This window comes from Streptosporangium sp. NPDC023825 (genome assembly GCF_040639575.1).
GTDB lineage: Bacteria > Actinomycetota > Actinomycetes > Streptosporangiales > Streptosporangiaceae > Streptosporangium.
Genome location: NZ_JBFAAE010000102.1, coordinates 1 through 18,823, shown reverse-complemented (window position 1 = coordinate 18,823; position 18,823 = coordinate 1). Strand labels below are relative to the sequence as shown.

The following is an 18,823-nucleotide window of genomic DNA, read 5'->3' as shown; positions in this document are numbered from 1 at the left end:
GTGTTTTTTTTTTTTTTTTTTTTTTTTATCTTTTTTTTCAACTTTGTTTTATTGGCTATGGACGCGGAGTTCGCGGCCGTGGGGGGGGGGGCGGGGCCGCCCCCCCCCCACGCCACTCATGCGAGGAACACGAGCTGCGCGGCGAGGAGGATGTCGAAGACGCCGCACCACTCCGCGTACGAGCGCGACACGACCGCGTTCCTCCTGAAATGGACGAAGTCCCAGAAGCCGTGCAGGAACCATCCCGCCGCCACCAGATAGCGGCCCAGATCGGGCTCCGCCACCAGCGCGACCAGCGCCAGCGCCCCGAATCCGATCATCCCCAGGGCCTGCGCCCGGAACGCGCCCGAGCGGCGCAGGTCACCGGCGACGGCACCCCACACCATGACGGCCAGCGCCAGGGCGGTGAACACGGCCGGTACGGCGACCACGTCCAGTGCCCGCAGGACCACGTAGAGGACGACGAGGGCGAGGAGCAGCGGCCACGACGCCTCCGGCCGCCGGATCCTGGCCGCCATGAGGTAGAGCAGGGGCAGCAGCAGGAGGACCTCGGCGAGCGAGGTGATCTCTCCTGCCGAGGAGCCCGCGGCCAGCCCCGCCGCCGACACCCCGACGGCGAGGGCGATCGGCCAGCGCCGCAGCACGGCCTTCCAGCGGGAACGGCCCGTCGTGATGTCAGATCCCGTCGTGATGTCAGACCTCGTCGTGATGTCAGACACGGGAGGGACCTCCGTACTCGTCGCGGCGGCGGAGCATCACCAGGAGCATGAGCGGGAGCATCACGACGTGCTCCAGCAGGAGAAGCGCGTCGCCCGAGATCACGCCCGCCCACAGCAGCGGGAACAGCGCGAGGGCGGAGACGATCATGGACCCGGCCATCTCCAGCGTCGCGGCCCAGCCGTGGCCCCGGTAGCGCATCCAGGCGATCATCCCGACGGACATGTCGACGGCCATCTCCAGGGCGGCCACCTCGGGTCTCGCCGGGAACTCCAGGCCCGCGAGCGCCAGGCCGGCGCGCACGGCGGCGCCGAGCACCGCCATGCCGACGACCATCGCCGCGAGCATCTCCAGGTAGTGACGGAAGAAGGGCCACCAGCCGTGGGTGTGGGCGGTTCTCGCTGTCATGTCGCTCCTCCGGGGTACGGGGTTGGGGTATGCGACACCAGACTGTGGGAGGGCGGAAGCCGGCAGTAGTGCCGAAATGGCAGGTCCCCGCATGGTCATGTCACGAAATCTCGTGACATTTGTCATTGGGGCGCTCCATACCCCCTATGGCGCGGGGGACAATGACCGCGTGCGTGACAGGCCGAGCGAGCGCGGGACGGGACTGAGTGGTTTCCGCCGCTACACGTGGTGGAGCCTCACCGGGAGCATCACGGTCTCCCTGGTGCTCTTCGTCAGGGCCTGGGCCATGGACGAGGGCGTGGCTCCCTGGGTCAGGGGCGTCACCGGCCTGGCCCTGACCGTGCTGGTCGTGGCCGTCATCGTGCTGTTCGGCCGCCGGCTGCCGCGCCTACCGGGCGAGGCGCGGGGCCTGGCCGGCGGCGCCTCGGGTGCGCGCGAGGGGGCCGGCGGGCCGTCGGTGGGCTGGTTGGTGGCGGGGGGCCTGGCGGCGGCCGTGCTGGGCGCGGTCCCGCTCGCCCTGCGCGACGACGGGCTGTGGGCGGTGGCCCCGGCGGTGATGGTGTCGATCACCGCGATGTTCCTGCGGCCGGCGCACCGGCGTACCCTCATCGCCGGTGCGGTGGTCGTCGCGGCGATGCTCGGCGGATCCGTGGCTCTCGCCTCAGGGAACGGCGAGTGGCTCCTCGCGGGGGCCTTCCCGGCCGGCATGGTCGCCTCCGTCGCCTGGATGGCGCTGGGCATGCTGTGGGCCTGGGACATCGCCGACCGGCTGGACCAGGCGGGGCGCCTGGCCGCCGAGGTGGCGGTCAAGGACGAGCGGCTGCGGTTCGCCGCGGACCTGCACGACATCCAGGGACACCACCTGCAGGTGATCGCGCTGAAGAGCGAGCTGGCCGAGAGGCTCGCCGAGACCGCCCCCGTCCGGGCCGCCGCGGAGATGCGGGAGGTGCGGCGGCTGGCGGCCGACGCGCTCCGCGACACGCGTGCCGTGGTGCAGGGATACCGGCGCACGACCCTGGAGGACGAGATCGCCAACGCCGCGAAGGTGCTGGCCGCCGCCGGCATCGACACGGCCGTGGAGCAGGGCCGGGCCACCGGGGCGGACACGCTGCCGGAGCCCGCCCGCCACGTCCTCGGCCTGGTGATGCGCGAGGCCACCACCAACGTGCTGCGCCACAGCCGGGCCCGCCGGGCGTACATCGCCTACGACGTCGAGGACGGCCGTGCCCGGCTCCGGGTCGGCAACGACGGCGTCGAGGGCGGTCATGCCCGGCTGGAGGGCGATGGCGGGAACGCGGCAGGTGACGGCGCTCCCCAAGGAGCCGATGACGGGGGCTCGGCGAATGACAGTGCCCGGCTGGAGGGCGGTGGCGGCGCCGAGCGGCCCGGGACGGTGACGGGTGTCGGCACCGGGCTGCGTTCCCTGGCCGAGCGGCTGGAGCGGGCCGGCGGCACGCTGGGCTGGCGACGCGACGGTGACCGGTTCGAGGTGGTGGCCTCGCTGCCCGCCGATGCGCGCGCGTACCCGGCCGAGGCGGGCGCGCGGTGATCCGGTTGCTGATCGCCGACGACGAGGACCTCATCAGGGGAGCCCTGGCGGCACTGCTCGCGCTGGAGGACGACCTGGACGTCGTCGCCGAGGCGGCCACCACCACGGACGCGGTGCGCCTGGCACGCGAGCGGCGGCCGGACATCGCCGTACTCGATCTGGAGATGCCGCCCGCCGACGGGCTGCGCGCCGCGCAGGCGATTCGCGCCGAGCTGCCCACCCGGATCGTCCTCGTCACCCGGCACGCCCGGCCCGGCGTGCTGCGCCGCGCCCTGGCCGCGGGGGTGAGCGGGTTCGTGCCCAAGACCACGCCCGCCACCCGGCTGGCCGAGATCATCCGTGACGTCGCCGCAGGCCGGCGCTACGTGGACCCGGACATCGCCGCCTCCGCCCTGTCGGAGGACGACTGCCCGCTGTCCGAACGGGAGCTGGAGGTGCTGCGGGCGTCCCGGACGGGCGCCTCGATCAACGAGATCGCGGCACAGGTCCACCTCGCCCCCGGCACGGTACGGAACTACCTTTCCGCGGCCATGGCCAAGCTCGGCGCCGGCTCCCGCCACGCCGCCGCGCACCGCGCCTGGGAGGAGGGCTGGATCTGACCGGCATCGGGCAGATCGTGACGGCCGGCCACGACCCGCGCGATCGGCGTCCCCCGGCCACCACGTCCTCGTCGTGACGGCACCGCCCTAGACGAGGCCGAGGGTGTCGCGGGCGGCGGCCACGGCGGCCTGGCCGTAGCTGACGCCGCCGTCGTTCGGGGGGACGGCGCGGTGGGTCAGGACCCGGAAGCCGCGGAGCCCGAGGGCCGCGACGAGGCCCTCCAGCAGCAGCCGGTTCTGGAAGACCCCGCCCGACAGGGCGACCGTGCCGAGGCCGGTGTCGTCGCGGAGCCGTGCGCACACCCGGGCGGTGGCGGCGGCGAGCCCGTTGTGGAAGCGGGCCGAGACGAGCGCCGGAACCGCCCCGGCGCGCGTGTCCTCGACGACCGCCCGGACGAGGTCCGCGACCTGGATCGTCACGAGTGCCCCCTCGTCGACGGCCCTGGCCGGATAGGCGCCCTTCTCCGCGGGGTCGGCGCACTGTTCCAGGGCGATCGCGGCCTGCCCCTCGTACGTGGCGGTGTCGCGGAGTCCGAGGATCGCCGCCACCGCGTCGAACAGGCGCCCGGCGCTGGAGGTGAGGGGGGAGTTCGTCCCGGCCCCGGCCACCGCGACCACCTCGTCCCAGCGCGAGCCGTGACGGGCCCTGACCGGCAGGTTCCCGGGAAGCGTGTCACCGTACGCCGCGTACAGGTGCGCGGCCGCCATCCGCCAGGGCTGCCTGATCGCCGCGGTGCCGCCGGGCATCGGCACCTGGGCCAGGCACCCGGCGCGGGTGAAGCCCGCCAGGTCGGCCACCAGGAACTCGCCGCCCCAGATGGTGCCGTCGGTGCCGTAGCCGAGGCCGTCGAAGGCCACCCCGATGACCGGGCCGGTCTCCCGGTTGTCGGCCAGGCAGGAGGCGACGTGCGCGTGGTGGTGCTGAACCCCGGTCAGGTCAACCGATCCGGGCACCTCCAGGTCGAGGGCGTACTTGGTGGACAGGTATTCGGGGTGGAGGTCGTGGGCGACCAGCCCCGGGGTGATGCCGAGGAGGCGCCGGAGGTGCTCGATCCCCTCGGTGAAGGAGCGCAGCGTCTCGTAGTTCTCCAGGTCGCCGATGTGGTGGGAGAGGAATGCCTGCCCCTGCCTCGCGAGGCAGAACGTGCTCTTCAGCTCGGCACCGCAGGCGAGCACGGCCCGCCGGGCGGGCGGTGAGAGCCGCAGGGGCTCCGGGGCGTACCCCCGGGATCTGCGTAGCGGCACCGTCCTCCCCCGCGCGGCGAGGAGCACGGAGTCGTCGGCCCGGACGTGGATCGGCCGGTCGTGGGTCAGGAAGGCGTCCGCGACCCCGGCGAGCCGGGCGAACGCGTCGCCGTCGCGGTGGGCGATGGGCTCGTCGGAGAGGTTTCCGCTGGTGAGCACGTACGGGCGGGCGAGTCCGGCGGCGAGCAGGTGGTGGATCGGCGTGTACGGCAGCATGAGGCCGAGGCGGCGGTCGCCCGGCGCGACGGCTCCGGCCACCGCGGCTCCGGGGCGGCGGGGCAGCAGCACGATCGGGCGCCGAGGGCCGGTGAGCAGCCGCTCGCCCTCGGCGTCCAGCTCGCACAGCGCCCGCGCGGTACGCAGGTCGGGGACCATGACCGCGAACGGCCTGTCCTCGCGGTGCTTGCGGGAGCGGAGGGTCCGGGTGGCCTCCTCGTCGGTGGCGTCGACCGCCAGGTGATACCCGCCGAGCCCCTTGACGGCCAGGACGCCGCCCGCTCGCAGCACCTCCACCGCTGCCGCGATCGGATCGGCACCGCCGCCCGGACCGGCACCGGGACGACCGGGGTGCGAGCCGCCGCCCTCCCGGTCGCGAGGATCCGGGGCGTGGGCGTGCGAGCCGTCGCCGCCCCGGTCCCGGGGGTCCGGGGCGGCGCAGGGACGACCGGCGTCCGGCCCGCGAGCAGGCGAGCCCTCGCCGCGAAGGCCGCCGCCGAGAAATCCGGCGTCGAGAAGGCTGCCGTCGGGAAGACCGCCGCTGAGAAGGCCCCCGTCGAGAAGGCGAAGGACCGGGCCGCAGGCCGGGCAGCAGATCGGCTGGGCGTGGAACCTGCGGTCCGACGGGTCGAGATACTCCCTCTCGCACTCCCCGCACATGGCGAACCCGGCCATCGTGGTGGCGGGCCGGTCGTAGGGGACGTCCCGGGTGATGGTGAACCTCGGCCCGCAGTTGGTGCAGTTGACGAAGGGGTGGCGGTGACGCCGGTCGGCGGGGTCGAACAGTTCGGCCAGGCAGTCATCGCATGTCGCGACATCGGGTGAGACAAGGGCGACGCGCCGGGTCCCCCCTCGGCTGGCCGCGATACGGAATCCCCGGTCCCCGCGCACCGGTATCGCGGTGGCCGTCACGCGGTGGATCGCCGCCAGCGGCGGGGCCTGATCCCGCAGGTCCTCCCGGAAGCGCGCGACGTCGCCGGGCTCCCCCTCGGCCTCGATGAACACGCCCCGGTCGTCGTTGCCCACCCACCCGGACAGCCCCAGGCGCCGCGCCAGGGAGTGGACGTGGGGGCGGAATCCCACCCCCTGCACGATTCCCTCGACCCTGATCCTGACCCGGATCCGTGCCCGTGCGCGTCCCGTGCCCATCCCGCCATCCTTCCCGCGACCGGCGGGAACACCTCGGGGGCTCGCATGATCTGGACGGGAAGGTTACGTCGATGATCAGAGCTTTGCCGTTGGTTGTCGAGCCGAGGGTGTCGGGCCTGAAAGGGCCAATCGTAATGTGGCGACTACCGTGAAAAATACGGAGCGTCGACATGCCTGGCACACCGAGTACGCAAACAACACCTCTTTCGACATCGGCCGTCATACCGGTCACGGAGGCGGCGGTCATCGCGGCCTTCGCACGGCGGGGCCGCGCCGGGCACGCCCTGGCGGGTGACGTGGAACGCATCGCGTGTGCCGCCCGGGCCATGGCCGCCGGATTCCGCCTCGGCGGCAAGCTGATCGTGTTCGGTGGCACGGGCACGGACGCCGCGCACATCGCGGTCGAGTTCATGCACCCGGTCATCGTGGGCAAGAGGGCGCTCCCGGCGGTGGCGCTGAGCAACGGCGCCCCGGCGGCCGGCCGGGCGGACGACGAGGCGGGCAGAAGGAACGGGGACGGCGCCGGGAACGACGAGGGCTCCCAGAGGAGCGGGAACTCCCGGAACGGCGGGGACCGTGGAAGTGGCGCCGAGGTCTTCGCCCACCAGGTGCGCCACTGGGCGGACGCCGCCGACACGGCCCTGGGGATCTCCCGTGACGGCCGGTGCCCGAGCGTCCTGCGAGGGCTGGAGACCGCCGGGGAACTGGGCCTGCTGACCATCGCCCTGACCGGCGGCGGAGGCCGCGGGGACGGGGACGGCATCGCGGATGGTGCGGCGATCGACGACCTCCCGGCCGACCGCGCCATGACCGGCCACACCATGACCGATCACACCTTGACCGGCCGCTCTCCGACCGGCCACACCATGACCGGCCACACCATGACCGATCACACCATGACCGGCCACCTCCCGGCCGACCACGTCCTGGTCGCCGCGTCCGACGACCCCGCCGTGGTCAAGGAGGTTCACGTCACCGCCTACCACCTGCTGTGGGAGCTGGTCCACGTCTTCCTCGACCGGCTCGGCCCGCCAGAGCGGGGGGCGGACCGGTGAACGGGCCCGAGGACTGCACCGCCGGTGTCTGCGTCACCTGCTCCGACCAGGCGCTGCCGATGAACGTGGTCAGGCTGCTGGAGGGAGAGCTGGCGATCGTCGACGCGGGCGGGGTCCTCGAAGAGGTGAGCGTGGCGCTGGTCGACCCGGTGGTGGGCGACACCGTGCTCGTCCACGCCGGGGAGGCCATCGCCGTGATCGCGCGCGGAGGCACCGGCGGCGGCGGGAAGGACGACGATGAGCAGGCGTGACGAAACACCCGCGGAGACCATCCGCGGCCTCTACCCCTTCCTGTACGACAGCGATCACGACCACGACGGGCGCACCGGCCGGACCGGTCTCGGAACAGCGGAGGTGGAAGCGGAGGCCATGCGGTCGGCCGCGGAGAAGACCGGCGAGATCGTACGGCTGCGCGAGCGGATGGCTGCCGAGTCGGCGGCGGAACTGGCGGCGTGCGCCGAGGAGATGGCCGCGCGGTTCGCCGCGGGCGGGCGGCTGTTCAGCTTCGGCAACGGCGGGAGCAGCACCGACGCCCAGGAGGTCGCCACCGCCTTCCTGCAGCCCTGCGACGGCCCGGTCCTGCCCGCCCTCTGCCTGACCGGCGACGTCGCCGTGGTCACCGCGCTCTCCAACGACGTCGGCTTCGAGGTGGTCTTCGCCAGGCAGCTCGCTGCGCTGGGCCGTCCGGGGGACATCGCCGTCGGCCTGTCCACGAGCGGCGGGTCGGCCAACGTCGTCCGGGCGTTCGAGGAGGCGGCCGGCCGGGGCATGCTCACCGTCGGGCTGGCCGGCGGCGGGGGCGGCAGGCTGGCCGAGCTGTCCGAGCGGGGCGTCCTGCACCACCTGTTCGTCGTCCCCTCCTCCTCGGTGCACCGGATCCAGGAGGCGCAGACCACCCTCTACCACGTCCTCCGGGAACTCACCTGGCACGCGCTCGGACCGGCGCCGACACCGCGGGCGCACAGTCCCGGGTGAGGCAGAGCCCGTCCACCCGCGCAGGTCCTCCCCCTTCACGTTCCGCAGACATCCACCAGGAGTGGGAGGCGTCATGACAGCGCCGACGGACGCAGCGAGCAGCAGCCCTCAGGAGCGGGAGGAACCCGTCGTCCACATACTGTGGATCAACGCCGGACTGAGCTGCGACGGCGACTCCGTCGCGCTCACCGCGGCGACCCAGCCGAGCATCGAGGACATCGTGCTCGGCGCGCTTCCCGGGCTTCCCAAGGTGGCCGTGCACTGGCCGCTGATCGACTTCGAGTCCGGGCCGATGCAGGGCACGGACGTCTTCATCGAATGGTTCTTCAAGGCCAAGCGTGGCGAGCTGGACCCGTTCGTGCTGGTCGTCGAGGGCTCGATCCCGAACGAGGCACTCAAGCAGGAGGGCTACTGGTCCGGGTTCGGCAACAACCCCGAGACCGGCCAGCCCATGACGACCAGCGAGTGGCTGGACCTGCTCGCCCCCAAGGCGACCGCGATCGTGTGCGCGGGCACCTGCTCGGCGTACGGCGGCATCCACGCCATGGCGGGGAACCCGACCGGGGCCATGGGCGTGGCCGACTATCTGGGCTGGGACTGGAAGTCCAAGGCGGGGCTGCCGATCGTCAACGTGCCGGGCTGCCCGGTGCAGCCGGACAACCTCTCCGAGACGCTCCTCTACCTGCTCTACCAGGTCGCCGGGCAGGCTCCGATGATTCCGCTGGACGAGGAGTTGCGCCCGACGTGGCTGTTCACCCAGACCGTGCACGAGGGGTGCGACCGGGCGGGCTACTACGAGCAGGGCCAGTTCGCCACCGAGTACGGCTCGCCGAAGTGCCTGGTCAAGATCGGCTGCTGGGGGCCGGTCGTCCGGTGCAACGTCCCCAAGCGCGGCTGGATGAACGGGATCGGCGGCTGCCCGAACGTCGGGGGCATCTGCATCGCCTGCACGATGCCGGGCTTTCCCGACAAGTTCATGCCGTTCATGGACGAGCCACCCGGCGCCCACGTCTCCTCGGCGGTGAGCGGCGCGTACGGGACCGTCGTCCGCGCGCTGCGCGGCATCACCCTGCGGACCGTCGACAAGGAACCGAAGTGGCGCCACAAGGGGCGCGAGCTGCTGACCGGCTACAAGGCGCCCTGGAGCTGACATGACGACATCGGAGCAGAACCCCGACCTCGTGGAGATGGCCTGGGACCCCATCACCAGGATCGTCGGGAGTCTCGGCATCTACTGCAAGATCGATTTCAGGAACCGGCGGGTCGCCGAGTGTCACAGCACCTCGTCGATCTTCCGCGGCTACAGCATCTTCATGAAGGGCAAGGACCCGCGCGACGCCCACTTCATCACCAGCCGCATCTGCGGGATCTGCGGCGACAACCACGCGACCTGCTCGGTCTACGCGCAGAACATGGCGTACGGGGTGCGGCCCCCGGCCCTGGGCGAGTGGATCCTCAACCTCGGCGAGGCCGCCGAGTACATGTTCGACCACAACCTCTACCAGGAGAACCTGGTGGGGGTCGACTACTGCGAGAAGATGGTCCGCGAGACCAACCCCGGGGTGCTGGCGATGGCCGAGCGCACCGAGGCGCCGCACGCGGGCGACCACGGCTACAAGACCATCGCCGACATCATGCGCTCGCTGAACCCGCTGGAGGGCGAGTTCTACCGCGAGGCGCTGGCGGTGAGCCGCCTCACCCGCGAGATGTTCTGCCTCATGGAGGGCAGGCACGTCCACCCCTCGACGCTCTACCCGGGCGGGGTGGGCACGGTCGCGACGGTGCAGCTGTTCACCGACTACCTGACCCGGCTGATGCGCTACGTGGAGTTCATGAAGCGGGTCGTGCCCATGCACGACGACCTGTTCGACTTCTTCTACCAGGCGCTGCCCGGCTACGAGGAGGTCGGCCGCAGGCGGGTGCTGCTCGGCTGCTGGGGAAGCTTCCAGAACCCCGAGCACTGCGACTTCACCTACCGGAACATGAGCCACTGGGGTCGCGAGATGTACGTCACCCCGGGGGTGATCGTCGACGGCAAGTTGATCACCAACGACCTGGTCGACATCAATCTCGGCATCCGGATCCTGCTGGGCAGCTCCTACTACGACGACTGGGAGGGCCAGGAGCCGTTCGTCACCCACGACCCGCTGGGCAACCCGGTCGACATCCGGCACCCGTGGAACCAGCACACCATCCCGCACCCCCAGAAACGCGACTTCAGCGACAAGTACAGCTGGGTCATGTCCCCCCGCTGGTTCGACGGGGAGGACGCGCTGGCGCTCGACACCGGCGGCGGGCCCATCGCCAGGCTCTGGTCGACGGCGCTGTCGGGCAAGGTCGACATCGGCTACGTCAGGTCCACCGGCCACAGCGTGCAGATCAACCTGCCGAAGACGGCGCTGAGACCGGAGAAGACGTTCGAGTGGAAGATCCCCGAGTTCAGGGGGCAGCCGCTGTCCAACGCCCTGGAGCGCAACCGGGCCCGCACCTACTTCCAGGCCTACGCGGCGGCGTGCGCGCTCTACTTCGTCGAGCAGGGCCTGGCCGAGGTGCGGGCGGGCCGCACCCGGACCTGGGAGCCGTTCACGGTTCCCGACGAGGCGATCAGCTGCGGCTTCACCGAGGCCGTGCGGGGCGTGCTCTCCCACCACATGGTGATCAGGAACGGGAAGATCGCCAACTACCACCCGTACCCGCCGACGCCCTGGAACGCCAGCGTCCGCGACGTGCACGGCACGCCGGGACCGTACGAGGACGCGGTGCAGAACACGCCGATCTTCGAGGAGAACCCGCCCGCGGACTTCAAGGGCATCGACATCATGCGCACCGTGCGGAGCTTCGATCCGTGCCTGCCGTGCGGGGTGCACATGTACCTCGGCGGCGGCGAGGAGCTTCGCCGGGTGCACACCCCCCACGCCTTCGACGCCACGTGAGCCGACCGTTTCCCGGCACCGGAAAGGGGGCCCGGGCAGATGCCGCAAGCCCATGACGTCCGGGCGACGGGCGATCGCGTCGAGGCGCTGATCGCCGACCTCGGCGCGCTGAGCGACGCCGTGACGCGCGCCAAGGCCGAGGATCTCGTACGGGCCCTCGTCGAGCTGTACGGCGCCGGCCTGGAACGCGTCGTCGAGATCGTCACCGAGGCCGGGGCCGCCGAGGTGCTGGGCCGCATGGTCGGCGACCCGCTCGTGGCCGGGCTGCTGGTCCTGCACGACCTGCACCCGCTGAGCACGGCCGAACGCGTCCGCGACGCGCTGGACACCGTACGCCCCTACCTGGGGTCGCACGAGGGCGGCGTGGAACTGCTCGGCGTGGACGAGGACGGGATCGTGCGGCTCCGCCTGGAGGGAACCTGCCACGGCTGCCCGTCCTCGCGGCTCACCGTGACCGACGCCATCGAACGGGCCATCGCCCGGGCGGCGCCCGAGGTGTCGCGGGTGGAGGTCGAGGGCGTGAGCGGCGACCGGCCGGGAGTGCTCCAGATCCAGCGCCGCCCGCCCGGCCCGTGCCCGGTACCCGAGCCGACGCCGATCTCCGAACCGGAACCGGAACCGGCGTCGGCGTCGGCATCGGCGTCGAGTCGGGGACCGGAGGCCGTGAGGCGGGGGCCGGAGGCCGTCCCCGAACCGGTGCCGGTGCCGGTCTCGGAGGCGGCGCCGTGACGGCCACCGGGCTGCGCAGGTTCCGCGAGCCGCCTCGGACGGGCCGGTCCGGCGGGCCGCCGGTGACCCTCTGCGAGCTGTGCGCGGCACCCGCGGGCGAGGACCACGGCCACGTCGTGAACGTCGAGAGGCGAGGACTGCTGTGCGCCTGCCGGGCCTGCCACCTGCTGTTCACCCGCGACACGACCGGCCGGGCACGCTACCGGGCCGTCCCGCGACGCTACCTGCACGCCCCGCGGTTCCTGCTGGGCGCGGCCGACTGGGACGAGATGCAGATCCCGGTCCGCACGGCCTTCTTCTTCCGCAACTCCACGATGGACCGGACCGTGGCGTTCTACCCGAGCCCGGCCGGGGCCACCGAGTCGCTGCTGCCCCTGGAGACGTGGGAGCGCGTCCTGGCGGCCAACCCGGCGATGGCCGACGTCCAGCCCGACGTGGAGGCGCTCCTGGTGGACCGCCGCCCCGACGGCGGCTTCGCCTGCCACCTGGTGCCGATCGACGCCTGCTACGAGCTGGTCGGCCTGGTGCGGACGCGCTGGAAGGGCTTCGACGGCGGCCAGGAGGCGCGGGAGGCCGTCGAGGGTTTCCTCGCCGGCCTGCGCGAGCGCAGCCACACCGTACCGCCCGCCTCCGGCGGTGACGGCAGTGATGACGGTGATGACGGTGGATGAGCTCACGTTCGACTGCCTGGACGTGCGGGCGGAGGCGTACGCGGCCTTCCCGACGCTGGTCTTCCGGCTGCGCGTCACCGACCCCTCCCCCGGCGGGGTGCACACCATCGCGCTGCGCTGCCAGATCCGGGTCGAGCCCCATCTGCGGCGCTACGGCGACACCGAGGCGGAACTGCTCGGTGACCTGTTCGGGGACCCGGCCCGATGGGGCGACACGCTGCGACCCCTGCGGTTCGCCGATGTCTCCGTCATGGTCCCGGCGTTCACCGGAAGCACCGAGATCGACGTACCGGTGCCGTGCGGTTACGACCTGGAGGTGTCGGCGGGCAGGTATTTCGCCGCCCTGGACGACGGCGAGATCCCGATGGTCCTGCTCTTCAGCGGCACGGTGTTCGCCAGGGCGCGGGACGGCTTCTCGGTGAGCCAGGTGCCGTGGCACCGCGAGGCCCGCTGCCGGCCGCCGGTGGCGGTGTGGCGGGAGCTGATGGACCACTACTTCCCGAACTCGGGCTGGCTGCGGCTCCACCGCGACACGCTGCGGGAACTCAGCAGGTTCAAGTCCGGGCGCGCCCTGGCGACCTGGGACGAGACCCTGGAACTACTGCTCAAGGAGACGCGGCGATGAGCGTTCCGATGGACATCGCGCGCCGGGTGGCGGACGCGGTGCTGTACGAGGGTTACCTTCTCTACCCCTACCGCGCCTCGGCGACCAAGAACCAGGTGCGCTGGCAGTTCGGGGTGCTCGTCCCGCCGGGGTTCACCGCGACCGCCGAGCATCCGGCCAGCGTGACCGAATGCCTCCTCGAAGGGGCCGCGTACGCCGTGGCGCACCTGAACCTGCGCTTCCTGCACGTCAGGACGCGCGGCGTCGAGCGCGCCGAGGACGACGGCTACTGGCCGGTCCAGCAGCTGCGGAACGGCCACCGGACCTATCTCACCTTCGACGAGGCGACCGAGCGGGAGGCGGAGGTGACCCTCCCCATCGCCGGCCTGCTCGACGCCCCCGAGCGGGTGATCGAGGTGCGCGTTCCCGGAGACCGCGTGGTCGAGCCGATCGTGGCGCCCTCCGGAGAGGTGATAGGGCGTCTCGTCTCCGAGCACCTGCCGCTGCACGCCGCGCTCAGGGTCTCCGCCGAGCTGGTGCCCGGACCGTACGACCTGGTCAAGCTGCGTGCCCGGGTGGAGAACACCGACGACTGGCAGCCGCTGGGCGCGCCGCGCGAGCAGGCGCTGCGGCACTCGCTGGTCTCGGCGCACCTGCTCATCGCGGTGACCGCCGGGGCGTTCGTCTCGCTGCTCGACCCGCCGGAATGGGCGCGGCCCGCCGTGGAGACCTGCCGCAACGAGCACACCTGGCCGGTACTCGTGGGCGAGCCCGGCCACCGGGACGTCGTGCTCTCCTCGCCGATCATCCTCTACGACCACCCGGACATCGCGCCGGAGAGCCCCGGCCCCCTGTTCGACTCCACGGAGATCGACGAGATGCTCCACCTGCGCACGCTCACCCTCACCGACGAGGAGACCCTGGAGGCCAGGGAGACCGATCCCCGGGTGACCGAGCTCATCGACATGGTCGGCACCATGCCGCCCGAACTGCTGGAACGGCTCCACGGCGCGATCCGCTCGGTGGAGGCGGCCACTGACCGCACCGGCCGCACCGACCGGCAGCCCCCCGCGACCCCGGAGACCGGAGACTCCCCGAGCCACCAGGACGCACCCGTTCCCTGGTGGGATCCGGCGGGTGACGCGGCGGTCTCCCCGGAGACCGGCAGCGTGACGGTCGCCGGGGTGACCGTCTCCCGGGGCAGCAGGGTCAGGCTGGTGCCCGGCCGGCGGCGCGCCGACGCCCACGACATGTTCCTGGCCGGCAGGACCGCCCACGTCGAGGCCGTGCTCCTCGACCTCGACGGCTCCCACCACCTGGCCGTCACCCTCGACGACGACCCGGGTGCCGACCTGCGCCGGTCGCACGGCCGCTTCCTCTACTTCGCCCCCGACGAGGTCGAGCCGCTCACGGACGGCTCACCGGCGGGCGGTTCCGCCGCCGACGGGGAGGTGGGCGCGTGAGGATCCTGGTGGCCGGGGTGGGAAACGTCTTCCTCGGCGACGACGGCTTCGGGGTCGCGGTGATCAGGCACCTGGCCGGCGCCGACCTGCCCGGCGGGGTCGAGGTGAGGGACTTCGGCATCCGGGGCGTCCACCTGGCGTACGAGCTGACCGGCGGACGGTACGACACCACGATCCTGGTCGACGCGGTCTCCCGCGACGGCCCGCCCGGCACCCTGTACGTCCTCGAACCGTCGGCGGGCGGCACGCCGGGATCCTTCGTCGACGCGCACTCGATGACACCCGAGAGCGTGCTCTCGCTGGTGGGAACGCTCGGCGGCGGGGCCGGTCGCGTCCTGCTCGTCGGCTGCCAGCCCGCCGACACCTCGCCGGGCATGGAGCTCAGCCCGCCGGTCGCGGACGCCGTCGGCGTCGCGGCGGACCTGGTCACCGAGCTCGCGGGACAACAGATCACGACGGCCGTGGCCGCCGTGGGTCACGAGGAGGAACGGACATGCTGAAACGCCTGCTCGCCGGGGCGGTGCTGGCGGGGGTCGCCGTACTGGTCTACCAGTCGCTCCCCGACATCAAGCGCTACCTGAGGATGCGGAACATGTGACGTCCTCCTCGGCGTGAACGCCGAAGATTCCTGCCATGTCGCTCACGCGACATCTTGGTGGGTTCCTGTTTCACAGCCAGGAGCCTGGACGAGTCCAGGTCTTACCTCAGCTCCGCAGGCGTTTAACGTCTCCGCCCGTCCAGCGGCGACTCGAACACACCACCGGAGCGTGTCCCGACCTGACGGCAAAACCAGGAGGGTCAGGGCACGCCCGCGTCAGAATGAGAGGAAACGACCATGCACGAGTTCGGGATCGCCGAGGCGATCCTCACCGCCGTGGAGAAGCGGGCGGACGGCAGGCGGGTACGACGGGCGCGAGTCCACGCGGGCGCCCTGCTCCGCGTCACCGAGGCGGGGATCAACCAGGCGTTCTCCTCGATCTCCGGAGGTTCCGTGGCCGAGGACGCCCACGTGGACCTGGTCATCGTCCCGGTGCGGATGACCTGCCGCTCCTGCGGGAGCACGTCCACCTCCGTCGAGCCCTTCGCCGTCTGCGCGGGGTGCGGCGACACCGATGTCCACACCGAGGGCGGCGACGGCCTCGTCCTCGAATCCATCCAGATGGCGGAGGCCTCTCATGTGCCTGGGAATTCCCGGCGAGATCGTGGAAATCCTGTCGGACCGTCCTGACCTGGCCATGGTCGACGTCTGCGGCGTCAAGCGCGCGATCAACATCGGCCTGCTCGAGGACCAGAGCGTCGTGCCCGGCGACTGGATCCTCATCCATGTCGGGTTCGCGATGTCGAAGATCGACGAGGGGGAGGCCAGGGCCGCGCTCGACTTCCTCGAAAGCATCGGCCAGGCGTACGAGGACGAGATCGCGGCCCTCCGAGAATCCATGATCGAAGAGGGGTGAGGGCTGATGCGTTTCGTCGACGAGTACCGCGACGCCGGCAAGGCCCGGATGCTCGCCACGCGGATCGCCGCGCTGTGCGAGCCCGGCCGTGACTACAAGTTCATGGAGGTGTGCGGCGGGCACACCCACACGATCTACAAGCACGGCCTGGAGGACTACCTGCCCGAGGCCGTCACCCTGGTCCACGGTCCCGGCTGCCCGGTCTGCGTCATTCCCATGGGGCGGGTGGACGACGCCATCCACATCGCCGAGCAGCCGGACGTGATCATGACGTCGTTCGGCGACATGATGCGGGTGCCCGGCGGGAACGGCTCGTTCCTCGACGCCAAGGCGCGGGGAGCCGACATCCGGATGGTGTACTCCCCGCTGGACGCCCTGAAGATCGCCAGGAAGAACCCCGGCAGGCACGTGGTCTTCATGGCCATCGGGTTCGAGACCACCGCGCCCTCGACGGCGATGACGGTCCTGCGCGCCGAGGCCGAGGGGATCGAGAACTTCTCGGTCTTCTGCAACCACGTGACGATCATCCCTGCCATCAAGGCGATCCTGGACTCTCCCGACCTGCGCCTGGACGGGTTCATCGGGCCGGGCCACGTCTCCACCGTGATCGGCTGCCGGCCGTACGGGTTCGTCGCGCGCGCTTACGGCAAGCCCATGGTGGTGGCCGGCTTCGAGCCGCTGGACGTGCTGCACACGGTCTACCGCATCCTCGTACAGCTGTCCGAGGGCCGTTCCGAGGTGGAGAACCAGTACTCCCGGGTGGTCCCGTGGGACGGCAACCCCAGGGCCCTGAGCGTCATCGGCCAGGTGATGGAGCTACGGCCGTACTTCGAATGGCGGGGGCTGGGCTTCATCTCGCAGTCGGCGCTCAGGATCGCGGAGCGGTACGCCGCCTTCGACGCCGAGCGGATCTTCCGGATTCCGGGCGGGCGGGTGGCCGACCCGAAGGCGTGCCAGTGCGGCGAGGTGCTCAAAGGAGTACTCAAACCCTGGGAGTGCAAGGTGTTCGGCACCGCGTGCACCCCGGAGACGCCGATCGGCACGTGCATGGTGTCCTCCGAGGGCGCCTGCGCGGCGTACTACGACTTCGGCCGGTTCTCGCGCGAGCGCGTCAAGGAGGCGACCCGGAGGTGAACGGCGGGGAAGACGGCACCGGACAGGGCGGGGAGCACGGCGTGCGGGAGATGGACCCACCGGGACCACGCGGCGGGGGGCGACACGCACCGGATCTGAGGCAGGAAACACACGACCTTGCCCGGGTACCGGACCTGAAGGAGAGTACACACGATCATGACCAGGTACCGGACCCGAGGGAAAGCGCACGCGACCGGGAGCAGCAGGTGCTGGACCGGATCGAGCGGGTGCGACGGCGCGGGGCGCGCGTGCGGGAGGACCGCATCACCCTGGCGCACGGCGCGGGCGGCAAGGCCACGCACACCCTGATCGAGGCGGTGTTCCTGGAGTCGTTCCGCAACCCGATGCTGGCGCCTCTGGAGGACGGCGCGGTCGCCGACGGGCTCGCCTTCACCACCGACTCGTTCGTGGTCACGCCGCTGTTCTTCCCGGGCGGCGACATCGGCGACCTCGCGGTCAACGGCACCGTCAACGACCTGGCCATGTGCGGGGCCCGCCCCCGCTACCTCTCGGCCGGATTCATCCTCGAAGAGGGCTTCCCCGTCGCCGACCTGCGGCGCGTCACCGCCTCGATGGCCGAGGCGGCACGGGCGGCGGGCGTGTGGATCGTCACCGGCGACACCAAGGTCGTGGAGCGGGGCAAGGCGGACGGCTGTTACATCACCACCTCCGGCATCGGGACGCTCGACCGGCCCGTCCGGCTGAGCGCCGCCTCCGCACGGCCGGGGGACGCGGTCATCGTGTCGGGGCCGATCGGCGAGCACGGGATCACCGTCATGCTCGCCCGCGGGGAACTCGACATCGAGGCCGAGCTGTGCTCCGACACCGCCGCGCTCAACACCCTCGTCGACGTGCTGCTGGACGCCTGCGGCGGCGGTGCGGACGGCGACGGCGATGGCGGCACGGTGCGCTGCCTGCGCGACGCGACCCGGGGCGGGGTGGCGACGATCGTCAACGAGATAGCGGAGGCCTCGCGGGTCGCCGTCGTCCTCGACGAGGACGCGGTGCCGGTCCGTCCCGCCGTACGGGGAGCGTGCGAGCTGCTGGGGATCGACCCGCTCTACGTCGCCTGCGAGGGGCGGATGGTCGCGGTGGTGGCCAGGGATTCCGCCGACACGGCGCTGGCCGCCCTCCGCTCCCACCCGCTCGGCGCCGAGGCGGCGATCATCGGGCGGATCAACGACGACCCGCCGGGACTGGTCCTGCTCAGGACCGCCTTCGGCGGCACCCGCATCGTCGACCTGCTGGTCGGCGACCCGCTGCCGAGAATCTGCTGACCACCGAACGAATCCAGAGGTGCTGGACATGAACGACAAACGCGAATCCAAGCACAAGCGCCGGAGCGGCAAGGGCGAGAAGGCGAAGCACGGCCACTCGCGTGACGTGGGCCACGCGAGCGAGGAGGTCGTGCGGTCGGGCGACCTGGCCTTCGGTCCCCCTCCGGACGGCAAGGGACCGCCCCGCGTGGTGTCCGGCGCGGAGCGCGAGGGCGTCCCCTCCACCGACACCGAGGCCCGGTCCCCCCTCGGCGTCGGCACCAGCGAGAACCGAGGAGCCGAGAGGATCGCCTCCCGGAGGAAGGAACGGGGCCGCGAGAAGGTCGGCACCGACGAGCGGGGACGCTCCTACGGCGTCTCCCACCCCGAGGACGTCACCGGCGTCAGCCCGCGGAAACCCGGCCGGCGCCCAGGGTGACCGGTCGCCGCGCACGCGGGAAAGACCGTCGCCTCGTCACCGCCGAGCAGAACCACCGCCCGATCACCGCACCAGCGCGGAAAGACCGTCGCCTCGCCACCGTCGAGCAGGACACACCGCCCGGTCACCGCACTAGTGTCCTGCGTCTAAAGTTCGTCTGCTAAGTCTAGAATGGGCTGCATGGCGCGGATGGGACGGCCCAAGACTCCGGTGACGCTTTCCGCTGA

At 71.8% G+C, this 18,823-nt stretch carries 20 protein-coding genes; 17 read left to right on the top strand and 3 right to left on the bottom strand.

All coding sequences use genetic code 11. The annotated features are described in order from the left end of the window. Nucleotides 1-116 precede the first annotated feature (116 nt). Nucleotides 117-719: a hypothetical protein gene (locus tag AB0G15_RS41725; protein ID WP_362851080.1), complete on the bottom strand. Its 603-nt coding sequence runs from the start codon at nucleotides 717-719 to the stop codon at nucleotides 117-119. Next, nucleotides 712-1,125: a hypothetical protein gene (locus AB0G15_RS41720; protein ID WP_362851079.1), complete on the bottom strand. Its 414-nt coding sequence runs from the start codon at nucleotides 1,123-1,125 to the stop codon at nucleotides 712-714. Before AB0G15_RS41720 ends, AB0G15_RS41725 begins: the two co-directional genes overlap by 8 nt. Nucleotides 1,126-1,294: 169 nt before the next feature. On the opposite strand from AB0G15_RS41720, the gene AB0G15_RS41715 reads away from it, so the two are divergent. Then, nucleotides 1,295-2,674: a histidine kinase gene (locus AB0G15_RS41715; protein WP_362851078.1), complete on the top strand. Its 1,380-nt coding sequence runs from the start codon at nucleotides 1,295-1,297 to the stop codon at nucleotides 2,672-2,674. Continuing rightward, a complete protein-coding gene (locus AB0G15_RS41710; RefSeq protein WP_362851077.1) occupies nucleotides 2,671-3,273 on the top strand; it encodes a response regulator transcription factor in 603 nt (200 codons plus the stop codon). The genes AB0G15_RS41715 and AB0G15_RS41710 overlap by 4 nt, the downstream gene beginning before the upstream one ends. An 87-nt stretch (nucleotides 3,274-3,360) precedes the next feature. On the opposite strand, the gene hypF is transcribed toward AB0G15_RS41710, so the two are convergent. After that, nucleotides 3,361-5,883, bottom strand: a complete 2,523-nt coding sequence (gene hypF / locus AB0G15_RS41705; protein WP_362851076.1) for a carbamoyltransferase HypF — start codon at nucleotides 5,881-5,883, stop codon at nucleotides 3,361-3,363. Nucleotides 5,884-6,179: 296 nt separating this feature from the next. On the opposite strand from hypF, the gene AB0G15_RS41700 reads away from it, so the two are divergent. From AB0G15_RS41700 to AB0G15_RS41630, 15 genes are all read left to right on the top strand, one after another. Beyond that, entirely contained in the window at nucleotides 6,180-6,938 is a 759-nt protein-coding gene (locus AB0G15_RS41700; protein WP_362851075.1) for a hypothetical protein, read from the top strand. Beyond that, the gene (locus AB0G15_RS41695) at nucleotides 6,935-7,189 is read left to right on the top strand and encodes a HypC/HybG/HupF family hydrogenase formation chaperone (protein ID WP_362851074.1); all 255 of its coding nucleotides are present in this window, start codon (nucleotides 6,935-6,937) and stop codon (nucleotides 7,187-7,189) included. The genes AB0G15_RS41700 and AB0G15_RS41695 overlap by 4 nt, the downstream gene beginning before the upstream one ends. After that, a complete protein-coding gene (locus tag AB0G15_RS41690) occupies nucleotides 7,176-7,913 on the top strand; it encodes an SIS domain-containing protein (RefSeq protein ID WP_362851073.1) in 738 nt (245 codons plus the stop codon). Before AB0G15_RS41695 ends, AB0G15_RS41690 begins: the two co-directional genes overlap by 14 nt. 73 nt (nucleotides 7,914-7,986) lie before the next feature. Next, the gene (locus tag AB0G15_RS41685; protein WP_362851072.1) at nucleotides 7,987-9,063 is read left to right on the top strand and encodes a hydrogenase expression protein HypE; all 1,077 of its coding nucleotides are present in this window, start codon (nucleotides 7,987-7,989) and stop codon (nucleotides 9,061-9,063) included. Between the two features lies 1 nt (nucleotide 9,064). After that, on the top strand, nucleotides 9,065-10,846 hold the full coding sequence (locus AB0G15_RS41680; protein WP_362851071.1) for a nickel-dependent hydrogenase large subunit: 1,782 nt from the start codon (nucleotides 9,065-9,067) through the stop codon (nucleotides 10,844-10,846). Nucleotides 10,847-10,885: 39 nt separating this feature from the next. Then, nucleotides 10,886-11,575, top strand: coding sequence for a NifU family protein (locus AB0G15_RS41675; RefSeq protein WP_362851070.1), 690 nt, complete (start codon nucleotides 10,886-10,888; stop codon nucleotides 11,573-11,575). Next, nucleotides 11,572-12,246, top strand: a complete 675-nt coding sequence (locus AB0G15_RS41670; protein WP_362851069.1) for a DUF5947 family protein — start codon at nucleotides 11,572-11,574, stop codon at nucleotides 12,244-12,246. Before AB0G15_RS41675 ends, AB0G15_RS41670 begins: the two co-directional genes overlap by 4 nt. Continuing rightward, complete coding sequence (locus AB0G15_RS41665) at nucleotides 12,239-12,871, top strand: DUF6084 family protein (protein WP_362851068.1); 633 nt, start codon at nucleotides 12,239-12,241, stop codon at nucleotides 12,869-12,871. Before AB0G15_RS41670 ends, AB0G15_RS41665 begins: the two co-directional genes overlap by 8 nt. Continuing rightward, the gene (locus AB0G15_RS41660; RefSeq protein ID WP_362851067.1) at nucleotides 12,868-14,313 is read left to right on the top strand and encodes a hypothetical protein; all 1,446 of its coding nucleotides are present in this window, start codon (nucleotides 12,868-12,870) and stop codon (nucleotides 14,311-14,313) included. The genes AB0G15_RS41665 and AB0G15_RS41660 overlap by 4 nt, the downstream gene beginning before the upstream one ends. Beyond that, complete coding sequence (locus tag AB0G15_RS41655) at nucleotides 14,310-14,813, top strand: hydrogenase maturation protease (protein WP_362851066.1); 504 nt, start codon at nucleotides 14,310-14,312, stop codon at nucleotides 14,811-14,813. The genes AB0G15_RS41660 and AB0G15_RS41655 overlap by 4 nt, the downstream gene beginning before the upstream one ends. A gap of 335 nt (nucleotides 14,814-15,148) precedes the next feature. Next, nucleotides 15,149-15,541 carry a hydrogenase maturation nickel metallochaperone HypA gene (locus AB0G15_RS41650; RefSeq protein ID WP_362851065.1) on the top strand — a complete coding sequence of 131 codons (393 nt, stop codon included), beginning with the start codon at nucleotides 15,149-15,151 and terminating at the stop codon, nucleotides 15,539-15,541. After that, a complete protein-coding gene (locus tag AB0G15_RS41645) occupies nucleotides 15,516-15,767 on the top strand; it encodes a HypC/HybG/HupF family hydrogenase formation chaperone (protein WP_362851064.1) in 252 nt (83 codons plus the stop codon). The genes AB0G15_RS41650 and AB0G15_RS41645 overlap by 26 nt, the downstream gene beginning before the upstream one ends. Nucleotides 15,768-15,773: 6 nt before the next feature. After that, nucleotides 15,774-16,901: a hydrogenase formation protein HypD gene (hypD, locus tag AB0G15_RS41640; protein WP_362851063.1), complete on the top strand. Its 1,128-nt coding sequence runs from the start codon at nucleotides 15,774-15,776 to the stop codon at nucleotides 16,899-16,901. A gap of 206 nt (nucleotides 16,902-17,107) precedes the next feature. Next, on the top strand, nucleotides 17,108-18,178 hold the full coding sequence (gene hypE / locus AB0G15_RS41635) for a hydrogenase expression/formation protein HypE (protein ID WP_362851062.1): 1,071 nt from the start codon (nucleotides 17,108-17,110) through the stop codon (nucleotides 18,176-18,178). Nucleotides 18,179-18,206: 28 nt separating this feature from the next. Then, nucleotides 18,207-18,596: a hypothetical protein gene (locus AB0G15_RS41630; protein WP_362851061.1), complete on the top strand. Its 390-nt coding sequence runs from the start codon at nucleotides 18,207-18,209 to the stop codon at nucleotides 18,594-18,596. Nucleotides 18,597-18,823: the final 227 nt, after the last annotated feature.

What these genes read in the sequence shown, in the direction of transcription:
- AB0G15_RS41720 (WP_362851079.1), bottom strand. Translation starts at nt 1,125, where the DNA reads ATGACAGCGAGAACCGCCCACACCCACGGCTGGTGGCCCTTCTTCCGT.
- hypF (WP_362851076.1), bottom strand. Translation starts at nt 5,883, where the DNA reads ATGGGCACGGGACGCGCACGGGCACGGATCCGGGTCAGGATCAGGGTC.
- AB0G15_RS41690 (WP_362851073.1), top strand. Translation starts at nt 7,176, where the DNA reads ATGAGCAGGCGTGACGAAACACCCGCGGAGACCATCCGCGGCCTCTAC.
- AB0G15_RS41685 (WP_362851072.1), top strand. Translation starts at nt 7,987, where the DNA reads ATGACAGCGCCGACGGACGCAGCGAGCAGCAGCCCTCAGGAGCGGGAG.
- AB0G15_RS41680 (WP_362851071.1), top strand. Translation starts at nt 9,065, where the DNA reads ATGACGACATCGGAGCAGAACCCCGACCTCGTGGAGATGGCCTGGGAC.
- AB0G15_RS41675 (WP_362851070.1), top strand. Translation starts at nt 10,886, where the DNA reads ATGCCGCAAGCCCATGACGTCCGGGCGACGGGCGATCGCGTCGAGGCG.
- AB0G15_RS41660 (WP_362851067.1), top strand. Translation starts at nt 12,868, where the DNA reads ATGAGCGTTCCGATGGACATCGCGCGCCGGGTGGCGGACGCGGTGCTG.
- AB0G15_RS41650 (WP_362851065.1), top strand. Translation starts at nt 15,149, where the DNA reads ATGCACGAGTTCGGGATCGCCGAGGCGATCCTCACCGCCGTGGAGAAG.
- hypD (WP_362851063.1), top strand. Translation starts at nt 15,774, where the DNA reads ATGCGTTTCGTCGACGAGTACCGCGACGCCGGCAAGGCCCGGATGCTC.
- AB0G15_RS41630 (WP_362851061.1), top strand. Translation starts at nt 18,207, where the DNA reads ATGAACGACAAACGCGAATCCAAGCACAAGCGCCGGAGCGGCAAGGGC.